Origin of the sequence: Halopseudomonas phragmitis (assembly GCF_002056295.1) — a bacterium.
Lineage (GTDB): Bacteria > Pseudomonadota > Gammaproteobacteria > Pseudomonadales > Pseudomonadaceae > Halopseudomonas > Halopseudomonas phragmitis.
The window spans coordinates 2,731,907-2,754,407 of the sequence record NZ_CP020100.1 but is presented as its reverse complement, the minus strand read 5'-3'; the positions used below and the strand labels follow the sequence as shown (position 1 = coordinate 2,754,407).

The window sequence follows — 22,501 nt, the reverse complement described above, 5'->3', positions numbered from 1 at the left end:
CTCATGGGATGCTATCCTCTTTTTGTTATCACAAGCCGATGCCCGGCGGGCACAGACAATACCAGTAAAGACTAGCAATCCAGACACGGCAAGCCTTTGATTGATACGCGCCTATATCGGAATTTCCGCATAAACATATAGATAAACATTACTTTTGCGCATATCGAAAAACTGCTATTGTCTGCCGCCTTAGCCTTAGCCTGAGCCTGACCAGGGCCAACTCCACGAAAAAAGGGGTACAAAGAAACCCCGCTGACAGGTTGCCTGCATGTATATCTACGACGAATATGATCAAAAGATCGTCGAGGACCGCGTCAAGCAGTTCCGCGATCAGACCCGCCGCTACCTTGCCGGCGAGTTGAGCGATCCCGAATTCCTTCCGCTGCGTCTGCAGAATGGCCTCTACATTCAGCGTTACGCTCCCATGCTGCGTGTAGCCATTCCCTATGGCCTGATCTCTTCGCGGCAGATGCGTAAGCTGGCGTTCATCGCCCGTCAGTATGACAAGGGCTATGCGCACTTCAGTACCCGCCAGAACGTCCAGTTCAACTGGCCGGAACTGGAAGATGTGCCGGACATTCTCGCCCATCTGGCGGAAGTCCAGATGCATGCCATCCAGACCAGCGGCAACTGCATCCGCAACACCACCACCGACCAGTTCGCCGGCGTTGCCGCCGACGAAATCGTCGATCCGCGTCCCTGGTGTGAAATCATCCGCCAGTGGTCGACCTTCCACCCGGAATTCGCCTTCCTGCCGCGCAAGTTCAAGATTGCCGTCAACGGTGCGGCCGAAGACCGTGCCGCGATTGGCGTGCATGACATCGGTCTGAACGTGGTCAGAAACGACGCCGGTGAAATCGGCTTCCGGGTTCTGGTTGGCGGCGGTCTCGGCCGTACCCCGATGGTCGGTAGCGAAATCCGCGCGTTCCTGCCCTGGCAGCACCTGCTGACCTATCTGGACGCTATCCTGCGCGTGTACAACCGTTACGGCCGCCGTGACAACAAGTACAAGGCGCGGATCAAGATCCTGGTCAAGGCCCTGACCCCGGAGGCCTTTGCCGAGAAGGTCGAAGCCGAATGGGTGCACATCAAGGACGGCCCGGCCACCCTGACCGAGCAGGAGCTCGAGCGGGTAGCCAAACACTTCACTGCGCCGGCCTATGAGAGTTTCAGCACCGATGATGCCGGCTACCTGGCCAAACGCGGCAGCGACAAAGGCTTCAACAACTGGGCGCTGCGCAACGTCACTGCACACAAGGTACCGGGCTACGCCGCAGTAACCCTGTCGCTCAAGCCGACCGCCGTGGCTCCGGGCGACGCCACCGACAAGCAGCTCGAAGCGGCTGCCGATCTGGCCGAACGCTACAGCTTTGGCGAATTGCGCGTCACCCACAACCAGAATCTGGTCCTGGCCGACGTCAAGCAAAGCGACCTCTACGCTCTGTGGCAGGAGTGCCGCGAGCAAGGCTTCGCCACTCCGAATATCGGCCTGCTGACCGACATCATCTGCTGCCCCGGCGGTGATTTCTGCTCGCTGGCCAATGCCAAGTCGATCCCGATTGCCGAAGCTATCCAGCGTACTTTTGATGACCTCGACTACCTGCACGACATTGGCGACCTGGACCTGAACATCTCCGGCTGCATGAACGCTTGCGGTCACCACCACGTCGGCCATATCGGCATTCTTGGGGTCGACAAGAAAGGTGAAGAGTTCTACCAGGTCTCGCTGGGCGGCAATAGCGGCCGCAAGGCCAGCATCGGCCAGATCCTTGGCCCGTCCTTTGCCGCCGATCAAATGCCGGAAGTAATCCAGAAAGTCATCGGCGTTTACCTCGAAAGCCGGACCGACGAAGAACAGTTCCTCGATACCTTCCAGCGTATCGGCATGGCCCCCTTCAAGGAGCGCGTGTATGCAACGAATAATTAAAGGCAACCAGGTTGTCGTGGAAAACTGGCACCTGCTGGACAAGGACGCCAGCCTCGACGGGCTGCCCAACAGTGACGACCTGATCGTCCCGCTGGCCCTGTGGCGCGAACATGCCCACGCCCTCAAGGCCCGTGATGGCGGGCTTGGCGTATGGCTGGACAGCGACGAGCAGATCGAGGAAATCGAAGGAGATCTTGAACACTTTCAGGTCATTGCCCTGAATTTCCCGGTGTTCAGTGACGGTCGCCACTACTCCACCGCCCGCATCCTGCGTGACCGCTACGGCTACAAAGGTGAAGTACGCGCCATCGGCGACGTGCTACGCGATCAGCTGTTTTTCATGAAACGCTGTGGCTTCGATGCCTATGCCCTGCGTGAAGACCGCGACGCCGATGAAGCTTTGGCCAGCCTGCAGGACTTCTCCGAAGTCTACCAGGCCGCCACCGATCAGCCGCTGCCGCTATTCCGCCGTCGCGCCTGAGTCAAAAAAGCCGGGGCTTACGCCCCGGCGCTCTCCCAGCCTACCTGCAATGATCTTTCCAGCCAGGATACCGTGTCGGCAACGACAGCCATCAGGGCGTATACTTACGCCACATAACGACTCGTGAGGGAGAACCCAGCATGCGTCTCACCGGTAGTTGTCTGTGTGGCAAGGTCCGCTACGTCATCAATGGCCCACTCTCCGAGGCCAGCCACTGTCATTGTTCCATGTGTCGACGCCAACACGGCGCAGCCTTTTCTACCTATGCAAAATGCAATCCCGAGGATTTTAGCTGGGTCTCTGGCCGAGATTTGGTCAAGGTGTATGAGACTGCTTCCGGCGCAGGCTGGTGTTTTTGTCTCGAGTGCGGTTCCACCTTAGCTGCAAGCGATCAAGGCAGAATCACCTCGGTCACACTGGGCAGTATTGAGGGTGACCCTGGCGTCAGACCGCAATTGCATATCTTCACTGGCTCCAAAGCCCCATGGCATGAAATAACCGACAATTTGCCGCAATTCGAAGCCTGGCCCCCCGGCTGGTGATAAATAGACTGCGGTTCAAACCGCACGATACTTACTGCAGGCCGGGGGTGGACCTTCCAGGCTTGCTCCACCTCTATTAATGCGTAATCATGCACCCGGCCACCAAGGATTAAACACATCAGGGAAAGACCATGTCAGAAAGCCGCGACTACCTCGAAATGTCATTTCACTCCATCCAGTGCTTTTCCAATGACGGCCGCCTGGATGCCGAAGAACTGGGCAGAATTGTTGCCATCGCCGAGCGCGACGGTGTAATCGATCAGAACGAGATCCGCGTACTGAAAAACATCATTGCGCGTATCAAGCCTGAAGAAATCGATCAGGCCATGGCGCTCAAACTGGCCGAGATCAGCCGCAAGATTAGCTAACAACCCTGCCGCATACCTCATCCAGAACTCAAATCAGCGTCGGCTGCGGCACTGGTAGCACTGCCATTATCCATGCCCTCTGTGTCAGGCACATTGTTGCCAGCGACATATCAAGCAGGATGCTCGAGATTGCAGAGATCAAAGCCGCAGAAGCCGGTATTGGTAACATCAGCTTTCAACAAGGAACTCTGGAAGAGCTCAAGCTGCCCCCGGAAAGCTTTGATGTCGTGCTGGGACTGAACGTACTGCACCTGCTCGAGGACGTAAACGCTGCCATGGCGCGGGTACACGACCTGCTTAAACCCGGGGGCATCTTTGTCTCCAGCACGGCGCTGGTGAATAACGTATCACCCTTCTGGCGCCTGGTGATTCCGCTGATGCAACTGCTAGGCCTGGCCCCACACGTAAGCCGCTTCGGCAAACAGGAGCTGCTGTCCATGCTGGCCAAGGCTGGCTTCACGCCAGAGTTCGAGTGGCAGCCAGACCAGGCATCGGTATTCATCGTTGCCAGAAAACCGGCTTCGATCCCTGCGAACCAATAAGCCCGGCCTCAGAACACCAGTCCTGTACTACGCCCCACTTCACGGCACAGAGCCTCAGCAGCACTCTGACCAACAATGCCTTCAGCGACCGGCAGGCGCTTATCGCCAGCCACAACATAAGCCGTATAGTACTCAGTACTGACCGGACGGTTGCCGGTACTTGATAACCTGCAGCGAATTTCCAGACGCGAGTTGGTGTCAAGTACAGCCTGCCGCCGGTAGAGCGGCATACCGAATAAATAGCGCACAATACGTATCTGTTGACGACTGATCTCGACCTTCAGGCTGCGCCCCAAAAACATGATACCGGTCATGACTGTCATCAGCCCCGGTAACAGGAATACCGGCCCGACTACCCAGAGCATGGGCTCACCGTCCAGCGCCAAGAACAGCATAAAACCACCCGCAGCACTGAACACGGTCCCAAACAACAGTAGCGCCAGGCCCAGGGCGGGTATACGACCAGCCTTGCTGTTCAACTGGTATTGGCCGGACACCTGGCCGGGACTCAGGTAAGCCTCAATATGCGCACGAGCCTGTTGCTGTTCGGCCTGTTGCAGAGTAGCCGGACGAGCGAGACTGCTCTGGGCATTGCCCTGCTCAACCGGGATGCTCCAGTCGCGCACGAATTTCACAGACTTTCCGTTGTTGGCCGCGGAGCCAGCCGGCGGTCGCCACCGCCCCTCACAGTGCACCACCCACTCGACACGGCCAACCCTTGTGGGATGTCGGCCATTGGTCGGGAGATTTTCCGGCACATCAAAAACAAAACGGTTCTCAGTCTTCATGCCCTGCGGCCTGACCCAGGCAATCTGCTCAGACTGCCAGAGCACATCGCGACGGGTTTGACGCTGTTTGCCCGTGCCTGTGCTGTAGACATACACGCAGTTCAGCCAGATCTGTGGTGGCCCGACCCAGCTACCATGACTGAGCTGGAAGCTCCCACCGATCTGACCACCAACCTGCCCTGGCAATGGGTCGAGAAACAGTCGTGTAGGACCAATCAGCAAATAACGTCGACGCAACATCCAGCCCCAGACCAACAGGCCAGAGCCAACCACCAACAACGGCAGTATGGCCAAAATCTCATAGTTGCCTTGCGCAAGCTCACTGGGCATGAGCAGCACCCACGGCAAAACAAACAGACTCAACCCTGCGCCCATGATCAACGCAAGCCAATAGCCAACGTCACGGTTGCTGGCCAGCCCATGCTGCGCCAACTCTTCAGCTGGAGCTGACTTACCCTGCCAGCTCATGATGCCACCGCCGGTATGGCTTTCAGGCCGGCGCAGAGAACGATAAGAGAAAATGAAATAACGCGCATTGAACGTTCCATGTAGTGATTGCGTAGGGGGTCGAACCTTAAAACATCGCCCCACCCCTGGCAATAGAGCACGTCGCCGTGCTGTGCTACCGTTTGCCTGCACGAGAGATTATGAGAAGCATGGGCAACACGGGCGCGAGGTTTGCTGAAAACTCTATATGAATGAAAACCGCCAGCCTGTATTTTTCCGACCCAGGCCGTTTCCCGCCACCTGGACCAGGATCAGGGCCTGCATTGAGCCTGGCGGCGTCTTCGCTGGAGACTTTATGGGTCTGAACGATAGCTGGGCAACAAACTCACAGCACCGGATCAACGCTATGACCGAGAGTCAGATACTGGCGCTTTTCGAGCAATTCGGGGTGGTACGTTTTCAGGAGCATGACGAACCCGGTACAACCGCGCTGGGCAGGCCCAAGCACTGGCACACTTTTTCGGTCGTAGCCATCAGGCAGGCCTCAGCATGAGCATGCACGAAGCAGCTACCCTGTTCATGATGATGGCCATACTGGCAGTGGTACCGAGTACCAGTGTAGCCTTGGTTGTGACCCGTTCTTCCACTGCAGGCCTTGCTCATGGTGCAGCAGTGGCTGCTGGTATCGTGCTGGGTGATCTGATTTTTGTGCTCCTGGCGGTTCTGGGTATGACTGCGCTAGCCGAACTGCTGGGCAGTCTGTTTCTAGCTTTGCGCTACCTGGCAGGTGCCTATCTGATCTGGTTCGGCATCACGCTCTTGCGCTCAGGAGCCGCTTTAAAGTCGGCACCATCAGAAAGCCCGGCCACATCCCTACCGACCAGTTTGCTTGCTGGTCTACTGATCACCCTGGGTGATGTGAAGGCCATCTTTTTCTATGCCAGCCTGCTGCCAGTATTCGTCGACCTGAGCAGTATCCAGGTGGCAGATATTGCTATGATCGCGACCCTGACACTGGTAGCTGTGGGTGGTGTGAAACTGGGCTATGCCCTGGCCGCCAGAAAAGTGGTAATGCTGATCAAGAGCCCCCGACTTAAGCGCAGCACCAGGCTGGCAGCCGGGGGACTGATGATAGGTGCTGGCTCGTATCTTTTGATCAAGACCTGACCAAGTCCTTGCAGGCCGCCCGCATATTGCCCGCATATGCATCAACGCTATTTTTCAGCCCCGGTATATCGGGTTTGAGTCTTATACACCATGGTTGCTCAGTCTAGGCTGTCATTATCCGCAACATATTGCCCGCATATGCATCAACGCTATTTTTCAGCCCCGGTATATCGGGTTTGAGTCTTATACACCATGGTTGCTCAGTCTAGGCTGTCATTATCCGCAACATACCGCTCCACCCCCGCGCGGATACCCAATGACGCACACAAGGAGACCCCCATGGCTTTTCAATATAAGCGTCTAGACAAGAACGATGTCGCATTGCTGATGGTCGACCATCAATCCGGTCTGCTGTCACTGGTACGGGATTTTTCCCCTGATGACTTCAAGAACAATGTGCTGGCCCTGGCAGACATCGCTAAGTTCTTCAACATACCAACCATTCTGACCACAAGCTTCGAGTCTGGCCCCAATGGACCGCTGGTCCCGGAACTCAAGGCCATGTTTCCCGACGCGCCCTACTTTGCTCGCCCAGGCCAGATCAATGCCTGGGACAATGCCGACTTCGTCCAGGCCGTCAAAGCCACAGGCAAGAAGCAATTGCTGATTGCCGGGGTGGTAACCGAAGTGTGCGTGGCCTTTCCGGTACTGTCGGCCATTGAGGAGGGTTTTGAGGTGTTTGTGGTTGCCGATGCCTCTGGCACTTTCAACCCCACTACCCGGGAAGCCTCCTGGAGTCGTATGGCCGAAGCCGGCGCCCAGATGATGACCTGGTTTGCGGTTGGTTGTGAGCTGCACCGGGACTGGCGCAACGACATCGAAGGTTTCGGAGGACTGCTCGCCAGCCACCTGCCCGCCTATGCCAACCTGATACAGAGTTATAGCGCCCAGAATGGTTGATGTTTCACCCGCCAGATCTGCATGAAACAGGTCTGGCGGGTTACCACAGAGGCAGGCCAGTCATGAACCAGAGCAACGACAATAACGGCGACTCGAGCAGCCATGGCAACCAGGGTGCTTCAATCATCATTCGTCACCAGGTCTCCCCCGATGACCGCAACCGCTATGAAACCTGGCTCAGACAGATCATCACCACCGCCGCGCGGTTTCCCGGCCACCAGGGCGTCCACATTCTACGCCCGGTTGGCACGGATCAGACCTTCGAGATTGCCGTGCGCTTTTCCAGTCAGGAGCAGGCTCAGAACTGGCTGGACTCAGACCAGCGCCGGGAATTGATTGCCGATATCCGCCCCATACTGGCCCAGACCGAGCACATAGAAATACACAGCGGTATCGACTTCTGGTTCACCCCACCCACCGCCCAGAGCAAACAACCCACACGCTGGAAGCAGTGGCTGGTGACCACCTCCGTGATCTGGCCCCTGACCATGCTGGTTCCGCTGGCATTTCAGCCGCTGTTCCGCCAGGTACCAGTGCTGTCCGCCTGGGGTATCAGTCATGGTCTGATAGCCGCCACCATCGTTGGTCTGGTGGTCTATGTCATCATGCCCCGGGTTGTCAGATTGGTGGCCGGCTGGCTGTTTCGCTGAGTCCAGGGTTGACTCGGCAAGGTTACATTTCCTGCCCGGTTTCGTTAAGATTTCCGCCTTGCCTGTGCCCATGACGGCACTTCTTTACACCGAAAAGGACTTTGCGCATGTCTTTCTCCGCTATTCCCGGCGTCGAATTCATCGACAACACCAATCAACGCACCCCGTGCGTACTGGTACTGGACGCTTCCGGCTCCATGGCTGGCGAACCTATGGCCCAGCTCAATGCCGGACTGGAAATCTTCGCCCAGGAACTCAAGAATGACGCCATGGCCGCCATGCGGGTCCAGGTGCTGGTCATTGCCGTCGGCGGTTTCGAAGATGTTCAGATTCTCCAGCCCTGGACCGATGCGGTGGACTTCAAGCCACCGGTGATTCAGGCCAACGGCATGACGCCGCTGGGCAAGGGGATGGATCTGGCGCTGGATGAGGTGCGCAACCAGAAGGCCGTATACGACGCCAACGGCATATCCAGCACCCGCCCCTGGGTCATCATGATCTCCGATGGCTGCCCGAACGATTTTGGCTGGGAGCAGGCAGCCCAGCGCTGCCGTCAGGAAGAGTCCGACAAACGCGTGGTAGTGTTCCCGATCGGCACCGAGGGCGCGGATTTCGCCGCACTGGGGCAGTTCTCCAACAAGACGCCGAAAAAACTCAAGGGTTTGCAGTTCCGTGAGCTGTTCATTTGGCTGAGTCGCAGTATGTCGACCGTATCGGCCAGCGTACCCGGTGAGCGGATCAGCCTGCCGGCGACCGACTCCTGGGCCGAAGTCGAGATCTGAGCATGCGGATTCTAAGTGCCGGCGCTGCGGTGACCGGCACATCACATGTCGACAACGGCCAGCCCTGTCAGGACGCCTTCGAGATCGTGGCCAGCTTCTCCGGCGTAGTGGCCTGCGTCTGTGACGGCGCAGGTTCAGCAGCGCGGTCGGATGAGGGTGCCCGGGCCCTGGCCCAAGGTGTCTGCCGCACACTGTCTGCCGACCTGGAACGCAGCCTGACTGAGGCCAATGCCTTCGAGCGGATAGCCGGCGCCATTCAAAGCGTACGCGAGCAGTTGGCCAACCGTGGGCCGTTGGAGGATTTTCACTCGACTCTGTGCGGGGTAGTGATGACGCGCCAGGGCAATCTGGTGTTTCACCTGGGAGACGGACTGATCTTCGGCATCAATCCGGATGACTGGGATGATTGCCTGGTCAGCGAGCCAGAAAATGGCGAGTTCGCCGAAACCACCTATTTCTTCACCTTGCCTGGCTGGCGCCAGCACCTGCGCGTGCAATGCGTACCGCCACGGTTTAGCACCTGGTTTCTGATGACCGATGGCACCGCCAGCTTCGCCGCCCGCAGCCAGCCCTACCGGCCTGAACGAGGCTTTTTGCAACCGGTCCACAACTATTTGAGCAGCGTGACGCAGTTCACCGGCCGCCAGGCACTTGAAGGAACACTGGCAGACCCTCGTACCCACCGCATTACCGCTGACGACAAAACCCTGGTGTGGCTGCACCATGGCTCGTAAGGGCCACTACACTCTGAAATTTGCCGACGGCCGCCAGGAATCTCTGGCGCTGTCGGGCAAGGCTTTGAACCGTGGCGCCGACGGAGCAATCTACCGCTCCCCTGATGGCCACTATGCCCTGAAGTATTACCACGAGCCAGGCAAGGACCCAGAGCGTCAGCACAAAGTCTGGCAAATGATCCTGCATCCACCCGAAGACACTCAGGCCAACCACTTTGCCTGGCCCTGCGCACTGCTGTTCAACCCACGCGGGGTATTTGTCGGCTTTGCCATGCCGCTGCTGGACATTGCCAGCTATGCCTCTTTGGATATGGCTCTGAGCGCCCGAGGCCGAAAGATCGAGTCATTGCCACAGTCCAGCGCCTGGCGCCTGCAAGTGGCAATCAACCTGTGCAAACGGGTGGCCGAACTGCACGAAAAGGGTCACTGCATCATCGACCTTAAACCAGCCAACCTGCTGGTGCATCGGCGCAGTGGTGATGTCGCAGTAGTCGACTGTGATGGTTTCGCGGTGCAGGGCAATGACGAATACTTTCCGGCGCACCAGTTCACCATGGGATTTATCGCACCGGAGGCGTTCAGCAGCCGGCAATCGCCCCAGGTATTACGTCAGCCGCAGGACCAGTTCGCCCTGGCGGTCATCCTGTTCAAACTCCTCAACAATGGCCTGCACCCCTATCAGGGGGTGCCAACCCGGCGACGCGAAATCCCGACAGACAATCAGAACCGGATTGGCGGTAGTTTCTATCCCTATGGCATTCAGGCCCATGCCGATATCAAACCTTCACCCTGGAGTGTGCATCAGGACTTTCCGGCAATTGTGCGCCAGACCTTCGATCACAGCTTCACAACCCGCCAGCGGCCCAGTGCCCGGGAATGGGTTGGACTGCTGGAGCAGGCCGCACAGCGGCTTAAACAGTGCAGCCAGATTCCTGAGCATGGGTACTGGGGCAAACAGTGCCCGCACTGCGCCCGGGCCGATACCAGGGTCAAGGTCAACAAGCCCAAGCCCACGCAGCGCCCGCGTCCGCCGCTACCACAGGGCCAGGCTGTAGCCGCGCGCGATAAATGACGCGCAGGTGCGCGATAATTGCCGCATCTTAACCGTTGCCCTGCGCGAAACAAAATTTCAATATCACGGCCCGGCCGGTTCAATCCGCTCGAACTGGTGCCGGTGCCGCTGATGTGACTCCATCCCGCCCCTGACTGACCACAGCTCTGCGATCACCTGACCCTCGTATGCCGTTGTCAGGGTCACCGTGGTACCCGAGATACCTGTCTGAGTTGTCAGCACGGCCTGAGTGTCTGCCCGCAGCAATCGAGCGCTGTATGTCGTGCCGGCTTCGGGGCCTGTGCTGCCGAACTGGGTATCGATTAGCTGATCAGCCTGGCCGAGCCTGTCCCGATGCGTCCATGTGATCACCACGTCGCCCTCGATCGATGCCGGGTAGTAGCTGCCGTCCAGCCGGAACTGGCCGGGCGGGTATGGGCGGCCTTGTCGTGCTTGCAGGGTGAGACTGTCTGTCCCTGCCAGCGCTGGGTCGAGCTGGCCAGAGCTGGTGTTGGTCAGCAGCTTGGCCTGCATTGACGTGCTGAGCGAGTACGCTGTCTCATCCTCGCCAGCCCAGTCTTGATAGAACCAGATCCGGGTGCCAGCCGCATGAGTCGCCGGCACAGTGTCGATGCAGCCCCGTGCGATCGTGACAGCGCCGTCGATGTTGATCGCATCGACCCGGACAATCTCGTCGCCCAGAAGCGCTGCTGAGCCGACCTCGACATCATCCAGCCGACTGAACGCGCTGAGCGTGATTGCTGTTGTGGTCTTACCGATCGCGTCTGTGAGCAGTCCTGTCGGGCACCAGTCTGCATGCCCTTGATCAATAAAATCACCGGTACTGCCCACGCGGGTTGTCAGTGAGTAACTGAGCGACATCATTGTTGGTGGCACAGCAACGCTGGCCAGGTATGCCGCCGTTGGGTCGATCAGGGCCAAATTGGCGGGATCAACCCGTGCCGCGAGGTCGCGGTACGGCACCTCAAAGAGACGCCGTGTTGTGATGGTCTGAGGGGTGCGGTCTGGCGGCTCCCAGCCCGCTGGCGGCACTGTGACAAATGAATTGCTCGGCAGGCCGAACACATCTTGGACGAGTGTGAGCGTTATCCGGCCATCGAGCAGTGAACCGTCCTCGATCTTGCCGACCCGGACGACGACTGTCTCGATACCCCGGCGCAGTGATCTGATGCGGATGGGATCACCGATGTTCAGCCCCCGAGCACGCCGATCGAAAACGGCCTTATACCGATGCAGGCCGCTTGTCTTGATAGCCATGTCACGCTGCCCAAACCGGGCAGTAATTTCAGCCGTGGGCGCACCGGGGTAGTCCACGGTCTCAGATGACCGCCAGCCTCGCGCCGCCACCGCTGCATTGCTGATCCTGACGGTCTTTTCCTCACCATCGATCGCATCAACGTACTTAACAAGCAGCTCGCTGGGCATGTCGTTGATCGTTGCGACTTCGTCTTCGAGGATTTCCAGCAGCCCAGAGTCTTCATCGAACAGCGGTAACGATTCCGGATCGTAGTCGTCGCGTATCAGCCGGATGCTGATCAGCCCTGTCTTGCGATCATCGAACACCTCGGCGCCGATATGCTCACAAACGGCATCGCTGAACGACTTGAAGCTATCGCTGCGCCGCCACTCCAGACATAGCCCCACCCCCTCGTCATAGCATGTGTCAGCCGCTGCGCGCCACGCGGCATCGTCCAGCCAGGCCCTGGGCCACCCGCGAAAGTGCTTGCTTGTGCGGATCTGATAGAGAATGTGGACCGGGTTCATGGCTTTGATCTCGCCACTGGCCAGCCAGATGAACTGTTTCTCCGGGTACCAGGGCGCATCAGCACCCCACAGGCGATTGCCACCCCGGCGCAGGAACTCCCAGGGCTTCGGATACGGATTGTTGGCACCGACCATGCCGCTAAAAAATGCTGTCGTGATACCTCTGAACGCCGGCGCCACGCCGCCCAGCATTGCCGCAAGACGGGGAAGTACTCCCTGGCTTTCATCACCCATCAGCACGTCCAACGTGCCGGCAATGCCGCCTTCGGCCTCTGGGCCGCCGAACAGCTCCGGAGCATTGATTACGATCTGGCTGTTAGTCGTGACAGACCCGCGCCAGGCACGTTTGCCGCTCGCCTTGATCTCGACGACTTCATCAACCGGCAGCCCCAGGCCCATGTGAATGTCGAAGAAGAAGAGCGTCGCCTTCGGTTTTTTGCTACTGCTGCCCATGACGCTGAGCCTCCACGTACTCGACTAAATAGATGGCGAGCGCGTCACCAGTGTCCAATAGCGTCTGGCTGTCGATGCCCTGCTGCAAGAACCCGAGCCAGTCCAGTCCATGCCGGGCAAAGAACTCTCGCGCCTTGCTGTGGCAATAGCCCTGGCGACCATTCCACGTAGGGACTGAATGCATGTGATCGACGGTAATGATCACTTCTTGCCGCCCCCGATCTTCTTCTTGCGTGTCCGATAGTTGCCCACGGTGAGCACCATCCAGGACTTTGTCCACACCTGGCCAAAAACGGCCGTTTTCGGCTCGCCCTCTTTGCACAGCGGGAACTCAAAGTCAGCAAAGGCCGGTGGTTTTTGCCGGGGCGCCTTGGGCGTCAGCGCCGCCATCAGCAAAAACGCGCCTACCAGAATTGCGATTTGCAGCATGCTTCACCTCACCAGACGGCGTTGCCGTCAAAGGGCGAACGGCCTTCAAGGTTTGGGATTCCCCGAAACCGATCGCCGTTGCCGAATTTTGATGTGCAGGTACCGAACAGAAAATCACAGCCCGGATACACCCGCAGTGACCCGCTAACCGGCACCCCGGCTGTGCCGCCGAGCAGTTTGAGCTGAGTACTTGAATGGGCCTCGATAAAGCGCCGATCGAACTCGCCCGAGCCGATCGGCCACTCGATATAGCCGCCAGTGAACCAACCATCGGGGTAGCCGGTGACATCGGCGCTGTAGACTGCGATGCCGTCGATCGACTGGATCTGAGCATCGACCCGCAGCGGATTGAGATCCACGCCACAGCGGGGATCGCCAAGGACAGCCGTACACGTGCGTGAGTACGGGTCTGTCAGCCCCGGCTCGGCCATTTCTGCGTCGCGTGACACACAGACAATCCGGCACCGGTCCAGCGCCGGCCAGTTAACCGAGCTGACCCGCCCGGCCAAAGCAAACACGGGGTCATTATCGCCGTAGTGCATGTCGAACACAGTCAGCGCGACCTCATTGCTCGGCTGCCCCGCCCGCCAGAGTTGTGCGACCGAGAGGTCCGCCGGCCCTGTGATCTCAAACCTATCTGAGCGTGCATCACCAGTGATACGGATGCCCGGATCACTGACACCGCCCCTGACGGCACGATAGACCTGAGTGCCGATTGAGATATCACGATCAGCCGAGCAGTACAGCCAGCGCATCACGCCCCGGCTGAACGAGTAGAGGCGCACCGGCTGGCCCTGGGCGGTTGAAGACTCGCGTGCATCAAAGGTCATCGTCGCGCACTCCCCGGAAGACCAATGCGGCGCTGGCAACCCCTTCGCTATCCGTCACGTGATCGATCTCAGCGCTGTCCGATGCCCCGCATGACAGTGCCATCCAGCAGATCCGAGCGATATCTGCAGGCTCGACGGCGACGCCCAGGGCGACATCGATCGCCAACCGCTCGATGTCGGCAGTGATCTCAGATGCACCCGTGATCCTGCGATATAACACCTGGCCTGTTACCAGCTCGATACGGATATCACGACGGCCGGCACGGGCCTGGCCGAACCTCGCATACCCCACATTGAGCACGTCGATTGTGGTGGCGGCATCAGACACGGTATCGACAAGGGTCAGATCGTCTGCATGAGTGGGCACCCAGACAGCGGCCTGTTGACCGCGCAGTGTATACAGCAGGCACCGGTACCAATGTCGCGCCGCTCGGCCCATGTCGATCCAGCGCCACCCGGTGACCGGCATCGCCCGGCCGGGAATGTCAGAGACCAGCGGCAGTGCCGTGCGGCTGTCGAGCGTGACCAGCATGCGCTCATACTGCCGCGTCAGATCCTCGGACTCGTCCGGCCGGACATCGAGGACCGGCCAGCCCCGATAGGTCGTCAGGTCGGTCAGCGTGTCGCAGTCGCTGGGCTCCAGTATCAGGAACTGGACCTCTGCCTCATCGATGGTGTCGGTCAGGCGGATCACTTCAGGCTGACGGGTCAACTGCGCCGGCCGGGCCGGGTAGAGTCTGCTGCCAGCGGGCCAGGCCTGCTGAGTACCGCGCTTGAGATCGAGCCCAGCGGAATCGACAGACTCGACTTCGACCACCTCAAATTGAAACGCGCTTTCGCCACGCAACATAGCCAGGCCACCGGCCCGGAAGTCCAAGTACTCCGTCTCGCAGTTGATGCGCAGGCTATCGACCGGTACGGACTGCTCCAGGAGCTGGATATCCGGCCAAATCGGCAGAGCCCAGACACGGCTGCCCCAGCCAAAAAGAGCCAGATCCAGCATCTGCCGCTCGCGACCCTCGACATACATTGGCGCACCCAGCTCGCGGCGCGGTGCCGTGCGCAGCGCCCGCCGCTGCTGTGCGTAAGTCTCTGAGGTCATCACGTCGGTCAGCCACTCGAACCGTTCGCGGATGCCTTCGCCCCAGTCCGGAGCAAATGACCACGCTATGATCCTGTTTGCAGTAATGCGCAGGCCTGGCTGCTCGCCGTTGCCGAAAACCCAGGACAGGACCGTATCAAGCACGGGCTGGCCATCTGGAGTGACTGATACTTGGTACTCGCGCTCCTGCAGCGCGGCATATAGTAGTGGCGGCGCAGGCTGACCACTGACCTCGATGCCTTCATCCAGCCCCGTGATTGAGTTCAGCGTTTGAGGTATCAGGTATGCATTCCAAACCCAAACCGGTGTTGTCTGTGCCGAAACAACGTTGCCCAGGTCGAGACTCCTGGGGTTGATGTGGATGCGGTGGTAGTAGTCGTCAGAGAAACATTGAGCCGCGCGAGCAAGCAACTCCCGCTGCTGCTCAGATGCAACCGGCCAGTGGTGGGCTAGCTCCCCTCCTGAAAGCCGGGCAGCCTGCGCAGCAGCGGGAGGGTGGCCAACGATGTCGTCCGGATCATACGTGTCATAGTCCCCACTGATCAGCGGATTGAACGCCTGAACCAAGGAGCGAGGAATCCATGCATCAAGCAACATGTCATGGACCGTCGTATCTGATCGCCATACCGAAAGCACCAGTGTGGTCAACGTTATCCGCCCACGTTACACCCGCCTCTTTACGATAGAACGGGTAAACGCGCCACTGTTCAGCGCCCAAGGAAATAATCTGACCAGGCTCGAAGTTATCAACCCGGATATAACGAGCATGTGCCAAATCTGCAACCTTTGAAACCTTGTTCTCAGCTCTGACTAACGCCGGTTGTATAGGCAGCAGAACAGACTGGTGATTCCATGCATTGCTACGCACAATCAATGGGCTTAGAGGTATGTTTGCATGTATTGTGTGGACTACGTTAAACGTCGCGCTATTCGAGCCCGGCCACGGCCAGAGCGTACTATCAAAGCCGGAACAAACAGCATGATTTTCAGCTGCAGCTGTGTTTCGCGCGGCACCAGAAACCCGGCCATTAGAGTTCCAAAAAAGCGCGGCGGTGGTACCGGCGTTTGAAACGCTTGTGCTATCAGTTGCCGAAGAACCACCACCACCCAGATCAGTAATCCGAATCCCTGGCCCAGTCGGCCCCCGGAGTCGCCTACCGGTCGCAGCGAACCACAAGCCAGAACCTGGCAGTTCGAGCGATGACAGACCAAACGCACACCAGATGAAGTAGTCAACGCTATACCGCGCAATGAAATACACTTCGTCCGGGTCGGCATGAATATGAATGTAGTACTCGACGGGCCATACAACTTGGCTGATATCACGCGAAGGGCACCCCATCCTCGGCGACTGCGGTGACGGGTCCAGGAGCGTTGAACCGCTCTTGCCAGTACCGCCTTGCAGCAGAATGCCCTCACCCTCGGTCGATGTTGCGGGGCTGCGAATCCACGGCATGATAAAGGCATCACCTTTGCTCAATATGCCGTCTGCCCAAGTCCAGCCTTCTGAGACACAGGATGATGTAAGTGCGTTGAGCAAGTCAGACCACGAGTTTGCACTACCAGTGAAGTACGCCATTAATCATCCATCCTCAGCGCGAAGTAGTCATTGAACCCGGTTCTCCAGACGTCCTGAACAACGACCCATGTCTGCCCATCAATCAACAGCGTATTTTCAACAGCGTTATCAAAACCCGTAATGTGCGACACACCGTCTAGCTCACCAATGTCACCCAGCGTGCCACTATTAAGCACCACGGCATTGAGCGCATATTTGCCATTAGAGTCGCGCTCTTGAGTCGTACCACCCGCCAGCCACGCATTGTTGTATGGCCAGCAGTCTGGCTGGTGCCAGACACCATCGTTAAACAGCATGCGCAGATTGGGGCGACTTCCCTTAAAGGGTATCGACTGTGCGGTATTGCTGAACCGTGTTCCCGGCACGCCGTCGAGCATGCCGCCAACAACAAGATCATATGGATACTGGCTCGGCCGAGCGTAGCGGAGAAACTTGCCGACATAGGCGCTTTCATAAACCGGAGTCCCGACTTTCATCGCCAACGCAATCCGCTGCGGATTGAGAGTTAACCAAAAATCCACCCGCTGGTTGTGACAGGGCACACCCGACAGCATCGCCCCCGGTTGTGTATCAAATGTGTTGCCGGGCACGTAGCCTGTAAACCCGGCCGCGACCAGGTTGTAATAGTCAGCATCGGCGTTCTGATAAGTGCGAAACCCAACAAAGATTTCCTCTTCACCCGAGTAGCCCACACCTTTCAAGATCAGCTCCCGATTTGCCGGCCCAGTGTCATACCGCAACACCGTCCACCCATTGTCAGCAGCAAAATCGCGGATGGTCTCAAGCATCTTGTAGTGAGAGAGCGTACCGCCCGAGTTATCGACGAAACCAATGTCATGTGGCATATCAAAACCCCAATATCTGCCGCACTGTCGCGGCGTTCTGAGACAGTTCGGCATAGAAGCGCTCCTTGCCGGCGCGCCCCCAGGTTTGTTCAACGATGAATTGCTCAGGCACACCGACGAACACGTCGATGTTGTTCTTGAGCATCGTCTGGTTGCCGCCACCCTCGGTCAGTTGCCCTGTGTGCATCGCCGGTGCCGGCAGCGCTGGCGCTGGCACGCCAGCCAGGCCGCCAGTCGCGTGGCGTACCCGCCCGGCCCAGTCGTCCAGGGCAGCCATGCCGCGCTCATTGAAATCGTGCAGAAACGGCAGCGCCCCCGGCTGCTGCACAACAGCAGCGCGGGTTACGAACTCGTAGTCACTGAGCCAGGCCGGGATAGAGTCGCTTGTGGTAGTACCAGCCCCGCGCACGTGGCCACCTTCGGCAAACGCCTGAAACGCCATAGCCGCAACCACGGCGGCCAGGCCGATCGCAGCCGCTGAACCGAACGAGCCGATCGACGCAGCGATCGCGGCAGGAGTCCATGCCGATGCAGTACTTGCTGCAGCACCGGCCTGGCCAGCGGCGGCCGTGTTTGCCGCAGCCACCGAACTGGCGGCGCGGGCGGTGTCTGCCGCCTGCTGCGCTGCGGTGACTGTGTTGATCGCAGCGACCTCGGCCGCAGCTTTCTGGCCAGCGGCAGCGGTTGCGGCTTGCGCGCCCTGTTGGAAGAGATTCAACACCGACTGGGTAGCCATGTCGGCAAGCTGCTCAGCCGCTAACCGAGCCATCGAATCAGCAATACCCAGCACAAGGCTTTCGAGCGCATCGCGCAGATCGTGCGTGCCACGCACAAGGCCCATCAGCGCCTCTTCGATACCACCCTGCAGGCCATCACGGAACGCCCGGATCAGGTCATTGGTGATGTACTGCATATTCTCAAGCTCTGCCCGGATACGCTGGACGTTCTCAAGCGCGGCCGGGTCGCCTGTGATTTCTGCCACGGCTTCCATCATGGGCAAAATGCGCATCAGTTCAGCCGCCTGCTGCTGGTGCAGCTCGATGATCCGCCGACGGGCCTCGCCCTCGGTGATCAACCCGGCCGCAAGTTGCGCCTGGACTGACTGTTCCTGGCGGGCTGTCGATGAAAACACCTGGTCAACCACAGACTGCAGCTCATTGAGCCTGGCTCTGGCCTGCTCGATGTTGATCAGCCCGTTGACGATCTCCAGACCGGCTGTGTCGCCGCGCTCCTGCAGGCGCGTCATCAGCTCGCCGTAACGCTGCTCGATCTCGATGGTCAGGGCCTCGGCTTCGCGGCCCTGGGCGCGCAGGCGTTGAGCCTCAAGTCCGGCCAGGGTTGCGGCATCAGCGGCGACTTGGACCCGGCGCTCTTCGGCAGCAAGCAGTGCGACCGCCGCTTCGGCGCGGTCGCGCAGGGTGCCGGTTAGACCCTTTTCGGCGATTTCGTAGGCCCGAACCTGCTCAGTGTTGAGGCCGATCAGGGCGGACTGGCGTTCGAGTTGACGGACATATCCCTGTTGCTCAGCCGCCAGTCTCTGTGACGTGCGCGCTTGATCTTCCGCAGCACGCTGCTGACTGCGCATGGCATCCAGCTGCTCAGCATAAACCAGCAAACTGCGGCGCTGATCATCCGTCAGCTCGCCGAGGTCGCCCTGCTCAATGGCGTAGCGAACGCGGGCTGCTTCAGAGGTGACACCAAACAGCTCGGACTGCCGACGCAGGTTACCCAGGAGCTTCTCATACTCCTTGTTGACCTCTACCAGTTGTGGCAGCTCACTAGACGCTACTCCGGAGGTGATCGCAGCGCTTCCACCCTGAGACCCGCCGCGAGCAGCAAGAATCAGATCACGCTCAGCAATCAACTGAGCCCTGATTGCCTGCAACTCTTCTTCAGATGTGAAAAGGTATTTAAATGGAGTATCAAGCCCGCCTTTCAGCGCCCGATCAACAGCGCGAATTTCGACAGAAAGACGTTTCAATGGGTCAAGATCACCAGCGGCACTTTGAACCATTGCACTGATATTCTGATACAGGTCACCAATAGCAACAGTTGCTTCTGCTGCAACCGTTGTCAGTTGAGCTACCGCCCCAATGATGACCCCAAACGCTTCCTTGGTAGACGGATCGCTCAGCAGCGTGACCAGTTCTTCGATTGCCTCCCGAGCTGCAAGCAGACCAGGACTATTGGGGTCACCTTCTAACAAGTCGCCGAAGGCGTTCTTTAACGCGGCGATGGATCCACCAAAAGTGTCCCTAGCGGCCCGTGCTGACCCACCCATTTGGGTTTCCAATTCAGCAAGAATGATCCGCTGCGCATCTGCAATGCGGCCAGTCTCAACCATCTGCTGAATCATGGACTTCTGAGAGTCTGTGAACTGGACGCCAACTCTCGATAACGATGCAATACCCTGCACAGGGTCGTTCAAGGCTTTGCCGAGCTGAATGGCGGAGGACTTCAAGTCCTGCCCCATCGCAACGCTCATATCGAGGACAACCTCAAGAGCGCGCGGGAACACTTCACGGCCAATTTTTGTGAACGTCAGCAGCAGAGATTGCGCCGGAATAACGGCCTCATCACCATAGGTCGTTACCTGCTGCATTGCGCCGGCCATATCCAGCAGCTCGTCGCGGGTCAGGCCGGCAGCATGTTCAGTTGAGCGCAAACGCTGCTCCAGCTGTGCGGTTACACGCTCCTGCTCGATCGTCGCAGAAATAACGGCCTTATACAGAGCGCCACCAGCCACAGCCGCAGCAATCTTACCGAGCGCCGACCCAATACGATCCAGGTCACTGGCAGTGCGCTGCGACTGCTTGCCAACATCATCAATTTCACCCTCCAGCTGACGCAGTTGCCCGATGGCCTGATCCATCTCAGCCCGGATGCGCATCGCCAGTTCGAGTTTCTTGCTCATGGGTGCCTGTTGCCTTGGAGGGTTCAGGCTCAGGATGCCGCAGCGGGGGTATATGGTCTTTTGAACGAGGGCAAAAAGAAACGCCGTAAGCGGCAGCAACTTACGGCGTTGAAGGTGTCCTTGTGATCCGACGCGGCGGCTTCCTGCCGCCTCCCTGGGCCATGCCTATTTGGTCAGCGTTTGGTCAGCGTGTTGACGTGGTCAGTAGCTTTCTGGCCACCGGCAAACGCTAGGTTCATGTCCACTGTGCGGGCGGCGCGCTCTCGGCGATCAACAGCAAGCGCACGCTCGTAGTACAGCGTCAACTGTCGCCGGGTGTAGCTGCCGAGGTCGGCGCGCTGGTGTCCGTGCCGGATGAGGGTTGCGTAGACGTCTGCCCATCGGCCTTCATCCGCTTTTGCACTCGCTGCACTGCCGCGCGACTGACGGCAGTGCGCCAGTAAAAAGGGCCGTTCACAACCCACCAGGCGTCGGCGAGCTTCATGCCGTCCGCTTGGCTCAGGCCAGCAATAAAGGTGACGTCCGTGTCAGAGGCTACTGCCAACAGCTCCTGGAAACTGTCGATATGGTTGCCCATCAGATCCAGCATCTGATCTGTGGTTGGGTTCGGCGTAGTCAGCAACAGGGTTTCCATATCCTGGAGCATGGGCTCGATGACGGGCCGCAGGCGCAGCCCTTCAACAAACCCGTACTCACGCATCACCAGGTCACGCCCCGCGACGCTTACAGGCAGTTCGGGGTGCATCACGGTCAGATCATCATGCCCTGCCGGTTTTGCTGCCCCCTTGGGCGGCTTCTTATGTGCTCGCTTGGCCATGTATCAACCCTTCTGACGGATGCGGCCGAAGCCACCGAAGTTGGCCTCCCGGGCATTGACCGGGTCATACAGCACAGCTCCGGTCAGGGGCAGGTTCCCGTATTCGTCCTGGATCAGGTTGAGGTCGCCTGGTGGGTTGAGCTTCAGCCGGTATAGATCGATCAGCACAGGCTCGTTGTTCTCAGTGTTGATGCCATCAAACAGCAACCAGCGCTCTTTCGGCTGCTGGGTGAAGATCGTCATCGACTCGGTAGCAGCATACTCATAGTCGGCTTCGAGCGGGGTGGCCTGCGGAGTCAGAAACTCGATCAGGCCGGCATTGGGCGACTCAATGCGATAGTCGGTATCGAGCACCAGCGGTGTACCGCCGTTATCGATAACCAGGTCATCAATGAAGCCATGCTCGAGCACGACCACATCACCTGCGGCCAGCGGGGTGGGCAGCGGCTCACCAGTAACAGTACTGCCAGCGGCAGTGATCTCTAGACCGTACATAGCCATGGCCATCCCCATGATAGACCACTCGTCCAGCGTCAAGCTGACGTTAGCAGTCTTGGCACCGGCGAGCTGCCCATACAACAACCGATTACCGCTGAACGATTCGGTTTTGTCAGTGTTGGCCACATTCATTTGGATCTGCAACTGCGACGCGTTGCCGTACCAAATGGGCTTGAGTGGCTTGGCTGCACTGGAGCGCTCTGCCAACCAGACTTTGCCCTGGAAGCTGAAAAGGGACTTTTTCATTGGTGGTTACTCCTTTGCCTTGGCAACAGGTAGTGCCGGGGTGGCATCGGCCACCTTTTTGTGGCGGATCAACCAGGCCTTGCGCTCGGCGGTAACCTGGATTTTGGCGCCGGGTTTGAGTGGCTCACCCTTGTGGGTGTGGTCATCAATCAGCTCGACGGTTTCGAGCTTCTGTTCCTTACTCATACTGGGTTGCCCCCTATGAAATGTTGGGTTTGGTACACATCGGCCCAGAGCAACGTGCTGTGGTTGTAATCAAGCACATCGCCCCTGGTCCACTGCACAGGGCGCGAACCCTGAACCTCGGGCATCCAGCCCATCAGTCGCGCCCGCACACTGCCCAGCAGCGGCCGCAGCTCTTCCAGGGTGCGTTCGCCTCGCTGATCGCCGTAATTGCGCGCAGCAACAACCACCCCGAAAGTGACGATTGCGCGTTGACGGCCTGCTGGCCGAGCCAGGGCGTCGTCAGTGCGCTCCTGGAGCAGCAGCACATAAGCGCACGGCACACGAAAATCCTTTAGGTTGGTGACCGCTGCATACTCGGCCGCACCCTCAACCGACTGGAGCGCCTGCAAAGGCTTGAGCCGGTCGATCACAACTTGCGGGTCAAAGGGCTGAGACATG

General features: G+C 58.8%; 25 protein-coding genes. 12 read left to right on the top strand and 13 right to left on the bottom strand.

Annotated features, from left to right (window positions below; translation table 11 throughout):
• Positions 1–268: 268 nt before the first annotated feature.
• From BVH74_RS12845 to BVH74_RS12825, 5 genes are all read left to right on the top strand, one after another.
• Positions 269–1,927, top strand: coding sequence for a nitrite/sulfite reductase (locus BVH74_RS12845; protein WP_080050449.1), 1,659 nt, complete (start codon positions 269–271; stop codon positions 1,925–1,927).
• A complete protein-coding gene (locus tag BVH74_RS12840) occupies positions 1,911–2,408 on the top strand; it encodes a DUF934 domain-containing protein (protein ID WP_080050448.1) in 498 nt (165 codons plus the stop codon). The genes BVH74_RS12845 and BVH74_RS12840 overlap by 17 nt, the downstream gene beginning before the upstream one ends.
• Before the next feature lie 140 nt (positions 2,409–2,548).
• Positions 2,549–2,950, top strand: a complete 402-nt coding sequence (locus tag BVH74_RS19110) for a GFA family protein (RefSeq protein WP_080050447.1) — start codon at positions 2,549–2,551, stop codon at positions 2,948–2,950.
• A gap of 131 nt (positions 2,951–3,081) precedes the next feature.
• Positions 3,082–3,318 carry a hypothetical protein gene (locus tag BVH74_RS12830; RefSeq protein ID WP_080050446.1) on the top strand — a complete coding sequence of 79 codons (237 nt, stop codon included), beginning with the start codon at positions 3,082–3,084 and terminating at the stop codon, positions 3,316–3,318.
• Between the two features lie 5 nt (positions 3,319–3,323).
• Positions 3,324–3,860: a class I SAM-dependent methyltransferase gene (locus BVH74_RS12825; RefSeq protein ID WP_080050445.1), complete on the top strand. Its 537-nt coding sequence runs from the start codon at positions 3,324–3,326 to the stop codon at positions 3,858–3,860.
• Between the two features lie 8 nt (positions 3,861–3,868).
• On the opposite strand, the gene BVH74_RS12820 is transcribed toward BVH74_RS12825, so the two are convergent.
• The gene (locus BVH74_RS12820; protein WP_080050444.1) at positions 3,869–5,116 is read right to left on the bottom strand and encodes a hypothetical protein; all 1,248 of its coding nucleotides are present in this window, start codon (positions 5,114–5,116) and stop codon (positions 3,869–3,871) included.
• A gap of 334 nt (positions 5,117–5,450) precedes the next feature.
• Here BVH74_RS12820 and BVH74_RS12815 point away from each other — a divergent pair, with 334 nt between their 5' ends.
• The 7 genes from BVH74_RS12815 to BVH74_RS12785 all read left to right on the top strand — a co-directional run bounded on the left by BVH74_RS12815 (position 5,451) and on the right by BVH74_RS12785 (position 10,400).
• On the top strand, positions 5,451–5,648 hold the full coding sequence (locus BVH74_RS12815; RefSeq protein WP_080050443.1) for a hypothetical protein: 198 nt from the start codon (positions 5,451–5,453) through the stop codon (positions 5,646–5,648).
• Positions 5,645–6,262, top strand: coding sequence for a LysE family translocator (locus BVH74_RS12810; protein WP_177344532.1), 618 nt, complete (start codon positions 5,645–5,647; stop codon positions 6,260–6,262). Before BVH74_RS12815 ends, BVH74_RS12810 begins: the two co-directional genes overlap by 4 nt.
• Positions 6,263–6,541: 279 nt before the next feature.
• Entirely contained in the window at positions 6,542–7,162 is a 621-nt protein-coding gene (gene ycaC, locus BVH74_RS12805; protein WP_080050442.1) for an isochorismate family cysteine hydrolase YcaC, read from the top strand.
• Positions 7,163–7,224: 62 nt separating this feature from the next.
• On the top strand, positions 7,225–7,812 hold the full coding sequence (locus BVH74_RS12800) for an antibiotic biosynthesis monooxygenase (protein ID WP_080051726.1): 588 nt from the start codon (positions 7,225–7,227) through the stop codon (positions 7,810–7,812).
• A gap of 107 nt (positions 7,813–7,919) precedes the next feature.
• Positions 7,920–8,594, top strand: coding sequence for a vWA domain-containing protein (locus tag BVH74_RS12795; protein ID WP_080050441.1), 675 nt, complete (start codon positions 7,920–7,922; stop codon positions 8,592–8,594).
• Between the two features lie 2 nt (positions 8,595–8,596).
• Positions 8,597–9,328 (top strand): PP2C family serine/threonine-protein phosphatase, encoded by a 732-nt coding sequence (locus BVH74_RS12790; RefSeq protein WP_080050440.1) that lies wholly within the window; start codon positions 8,597–8,599, stop codon positions 9,326–9,328.
• Positions 9,318–10,400 carry a protein kinase domain-containing protein gene (locus tag BVH74_RS12785; protein WP_080050439.1) on the top strand — a complete coding sequence of 361 codons (1,083 nt, stop codon included), beginning with the start codon at positions 9,318–9,320 and terminating at the stop codon, positions 10,398–10,400. Before BVH74_RS12790 ends, BVH74_RS12785 begins: the two co-directional genes overlap by 11 nt.
• Before the next feature lie 63 nt (positions 10,401–10,463).
• Here BVH74_RS12785 and BVH74_RS12780 read toward each other — a convergent pair whose 3' ends face one another.
• The 12 genes from BVH74_RS12780 to BVH74_RS12730 all read right to left on the bottom strand — a co-directional run bounded on the left by BVH74_RS12780 (position 10,464) and on the right by BVH74_RS12730 (position 22,500).
• Positions 10,464–12,617, bottom strand: coding sequence for a hypothetical protein (locus tag BVH74_RS12780; RefSeq protein ID WP_080050438.1), 2,154 nt, complete (start codon positions 12,615–12,617; stop codon positions 10,464–10,466).
• A complete protein-coding gene (locus tag BVH74_RS12775; protein WP_373279455.1) occupies positions 12,604–12,801 on the bottom strand; it encodes a hypothetical protein in 198 nt (65 codons plus the stop codon). Before BVH74_RS12775 ends, BVH74_RS12780 begins: the two co-directional genes overlap by 14 nt.
• Before the next feature lie 17 nt (positions 12,802–12,818).
• The gene (locus tag BVH74_RS12770) at positions 12,819–13,046 is read right to left on the bottom strand and encodes a hypothetical protein (RefSeq protein WP_080050436.1); all 228 of its coding nucleotides are present in this window, start codon (positions 13,044–13,046) and stop codon (positions 12,819–12,821) included.
• Positions 13,047–13,054: 8 nt separating this feature from the next.
• Complete coding sequence (locus BVH74_RS12765; RefSeq protein ID WP_080050435.1) at positions 13,055–13,876, bottom strand: phage/gene transfer agent baseplate hub protein; 822 nt, start codon at positions 13,874–13,876, stop codon at positions 13,055–13,057.
• Positions 13,866–15,575, bottom strand: coding sequence for a hypothetical protein (locus BVH74_RS12760; RefSeq protein ID WP_080050434.1), 1,710 nt, complete (start codon positions 15,573–15,575; stop codon positions 13,866–13,868). The genes BVH74_RS12765 and BVH74_RS12760 overlap by 11 nt, the downstream gene beginning before the upstream one ends.
• Position 15,576: 1 nt before the next feature.
• A complete protein-coding gene (locus tag BVH74_RS18805; RefSeq protein ID WP_155121723.1) occupies positions 15,577–16,557 on the bottom strand; it encodes a hypothetical protein in 981 nt (326 codons plus the stop codon).
• Positions 16,557–17,402, bottom strand: a complete 846-nt coding sequence (locus BVH74_RS12755; RefSeq protein ID WP_080050433.1) for a hypothetical protein — start codon at positions 17,400–17,402, stop codon at positions 16,557–16,559. Before BVH74_RS12755 ends, BVH74_RS18805 begins: the two co-directional genes overlap by 1 nt.
• A gap of 1 nt (position 17,403) precedes the next feature.
• On the bottom strand, positions 17,404–20,316 hold the full coding sequence (locus tag BVH74_RS12750) for a phage tail length tape measure family protein (RefSeq protein ID WP_080050432.1): 2,913 nt from the start codon (positions 20,314–20,316) through the stop codon (positions 17,404–17,406).
• 301 nt (positions 20,317–20,617) lie between these two features.
• On the bottom strand, positions 20,618–21,133 hold the full coding sequence (locus tag BVH74_RS18800) for a DUF6631 family protein (protein WP_141240060.1): 516 nt from the start codon (positions 21,131–21,133) through the stop codon (positions 20,618–20,620).
• A 3-nt stretch (positions 21,134–21,136) separates the two neighbouring features.
• Positions 21,137–21,877 carry a phage tail tube protein gene (locus tag BVH74_RS12740; protein WP_080050431.1) on the bottom strand — a complete coding sequence of 247 codons (741 nt, stop codon included), beginning with the start codon at positions 21,875–21,877 and terminating at the stop codon, positions 21,137–21,139.
• A gap of 6 nt (positions 21,878–21,883) precedes the next feature.
• Positions 21,884–22,063 carry a DUF7210 family protein gene (locus BVH74_RS12735; protein WP_080050430.1) on the bottom strand — a complete coding sequence of 60 codons (180 nt, stop codon included), beginning with the start codon at positions 22,061–22,063 and terminating at the stop codon, positions 21,884–21,886.
• Positions 22,060–22,500, bottom strand: a complete 441-nt coding sequence (locus BVH74_RS12730) for a phage tail terminator protein (RefSeq protein ID WP_080050429.1) — start codon at positions 22,498–22,500, stop codon at positions 22,060–22,062. Before BVH74_RS12730 ends, BVH74_RS12735 begins: the two co-directional genes overlap by 4 nt.
• Between the last annotated feature and the right edge of the window lies 1 nt (position 22,501).

What these genes read in the sequence shown, in the direction of transcription:
- BVH74_RS12845 (WP_080050449.1), top strand. Translation starts at nt 269, where the DNA reads ATGTATATCTACGACGAATATGATCAAAAGATCGTCGAGGACCGCGTC.
- BVH74_RS12840 (WP_080050448.1), top strand. Translation starts at nt 1,911, where the DNA reads ATGCAACGAATAATTAAAGGCAACCAGGTTGTCGTGGAAAACTGGCAC.
- BVH74_RS19110 (WP_080050447.1), top strand. Translation starts at nt 2,549, where the DNA reads ATGCGTCTCACCGGTAGTTGTCTGTGTGGCAAGGTCCGCTACGTCATC.
- BVH74_RS12830 (WP_080050446.1), top strand. Translation starts at nt 3,082, where the DNA reads ATGTCAGAAAGCCGCGACTACCTCGAAATGTCATTTCACTCCATCCAG.
- BVH74_RS12820 (WP_080050444.1), bottom strand. Translation starts at nt 5,116, where the DNA reads ATGAGCTGGCAGGGTAAGTCAGCTCCAGCTGAAGAGTTGGCGCAGCAT.
- BVH74_RS12815 (WP_080050443.1), top strand. Translation starts at nt 5,451, where the DNA reads ATGGGTCTGAACGATAGCTGGGCAACAAACTCACAGCACCGGATCAAC.
- BVH74_RS12810 (WP_177344532.1), top strand. Translation starts at nt 5,645, where the DNA reads ATGAGCATGCACGAAGCAGCTACCCTGTTCATGATGATGGCCATACTG.
- ycaC (WP_080050442.1), top strand. Translation starts at nt 6,542, where the DNA reads ATGGCTTTTCAATATAAGCGTCTAGACAAGAACGATGTCGCATTGCTG.
- BVH74_RS12800 (WP_080051726.1), top strand. Translation starts at nt 7,225, where the DNA reads ATGAACCAGAGCAACGACAATAACGGCGACTCGAGCAGCCATGGCAAC.
- BVH74_RS12795 (WP_080050441.1), top strand. Translation starts at nt 7,920, where the DNA reads ATGTCTTTCTCCGCTATTCCCGGCGTCGAATTCATCGACAACACCAAT.
- BVH74_RS12790 (WP_080050440.1), top strand. Translation starts at nt 8,597, where the DNA reads ATGCGGATTCTAAGTGCCGGCGCTGCGGTGACCGGCACATCACATGTC.
- BVH74_RS12785 (WP_080050439.1), top strand. Translation starts at nt 9,318, where the DNA reads ATGGCTCGTAAGGGCCACTACACTCTGAAATTTGCCGACGGCCGCCAG.
- BVH74_RS12780 (WP_080050438.1), bottom strand. Translation starts at nt 12,617, where the DNA reads ATGGGCAGCAGTAGCAAAAAACCGAAGGCGACGCTCTTCTTCTTCGAC.
- BVH74_RS12775 (WP_373279455.1), bottom strand. Translation starts at nt 12,801, where the DNA reads ATGCATTCAGTCCCTACGTGGAATGGTCGCCAGGGCTATTGCCACAGC.
- BVH74_RS12770 (WP_080050436.1), bottom strand. Translation starts at nt 13,046, where the DNA reads ATGCTGCAAATCGCAATTCTGGTAGGCGCGTTTTTGCTGATGGCGGCG.
- BVH74_RS12765 (WP_080050435.1), bottom strand. Translation starts at nt 13,876, where the DNA reads ATGACCTTTGATGCACGCGAGTCTTCAACCGCCCAGGGCCAGCCGGTG.
- BVH74_RS12760 (WP_080050434.1), bottom strand. Translation starts at nt 15,575, where the DNA reads ATGTTGCTTGATGCATGGATTCCTCGCTCCTTGGTTCAGGCGTTCAAT.
- BVH74_RS18805 (WP_155121723.1), bottom strand. Translation starts at nt 16,557, where the DNA reads ATGGCGTACTTCACTGGTAGTGCAAACTCGTGGTCTGACTTGCTCAAC.
- BVH74_RS12755 (WP_080050433.1), bottom strand. Translation starts at nt 17,402, where the DNA reads ATGCCACATGACATTGGTTTCGTCGATAACTCGGGCGGTACGCTCTCT.
- BVH74_RS12750 (WP_080050432.1), bottom strand. Translation starts at nt 20,316, where the DNA reads ATGAGCAAGAAACTCGAACTGGCGATGCGCATCCGGGCTGAGATGGAT.
- BVH74_RS18800 (WP_141240060.1), bottom strand. Translation starts at nt 21,133, where the DNA reads ATGGCCAAGCGAGCACATAAGAAGCCGCCCAAGGGGGCAGCAAAACCG.
- BVH74_RS12740 (WP_080050431.1), bottom strand. Translation starts at nt 21,877, where the DNA reads ATGAAAAAGTCCCTTTTCAGCTTCCAGGGCAAAGTCTGGTTGGCAGAG.
- BVH74_RS12735 (WP_080050430.1), bottom strand. Translation starts at nt 22,063, where the DNA reads ATGAGTAAGGAACAGAAGCTCGAAACCGTCGAGCTGATTGATGACCAC.
- BVH74_RS12730 (WP_080050429.1), bottom strand. Translation starts at nt 22,500, where the DNA reads ATGTCTCAGCCCTTTGACCCGCAAGTTGTGATCGACCGGCTCAAGCCT.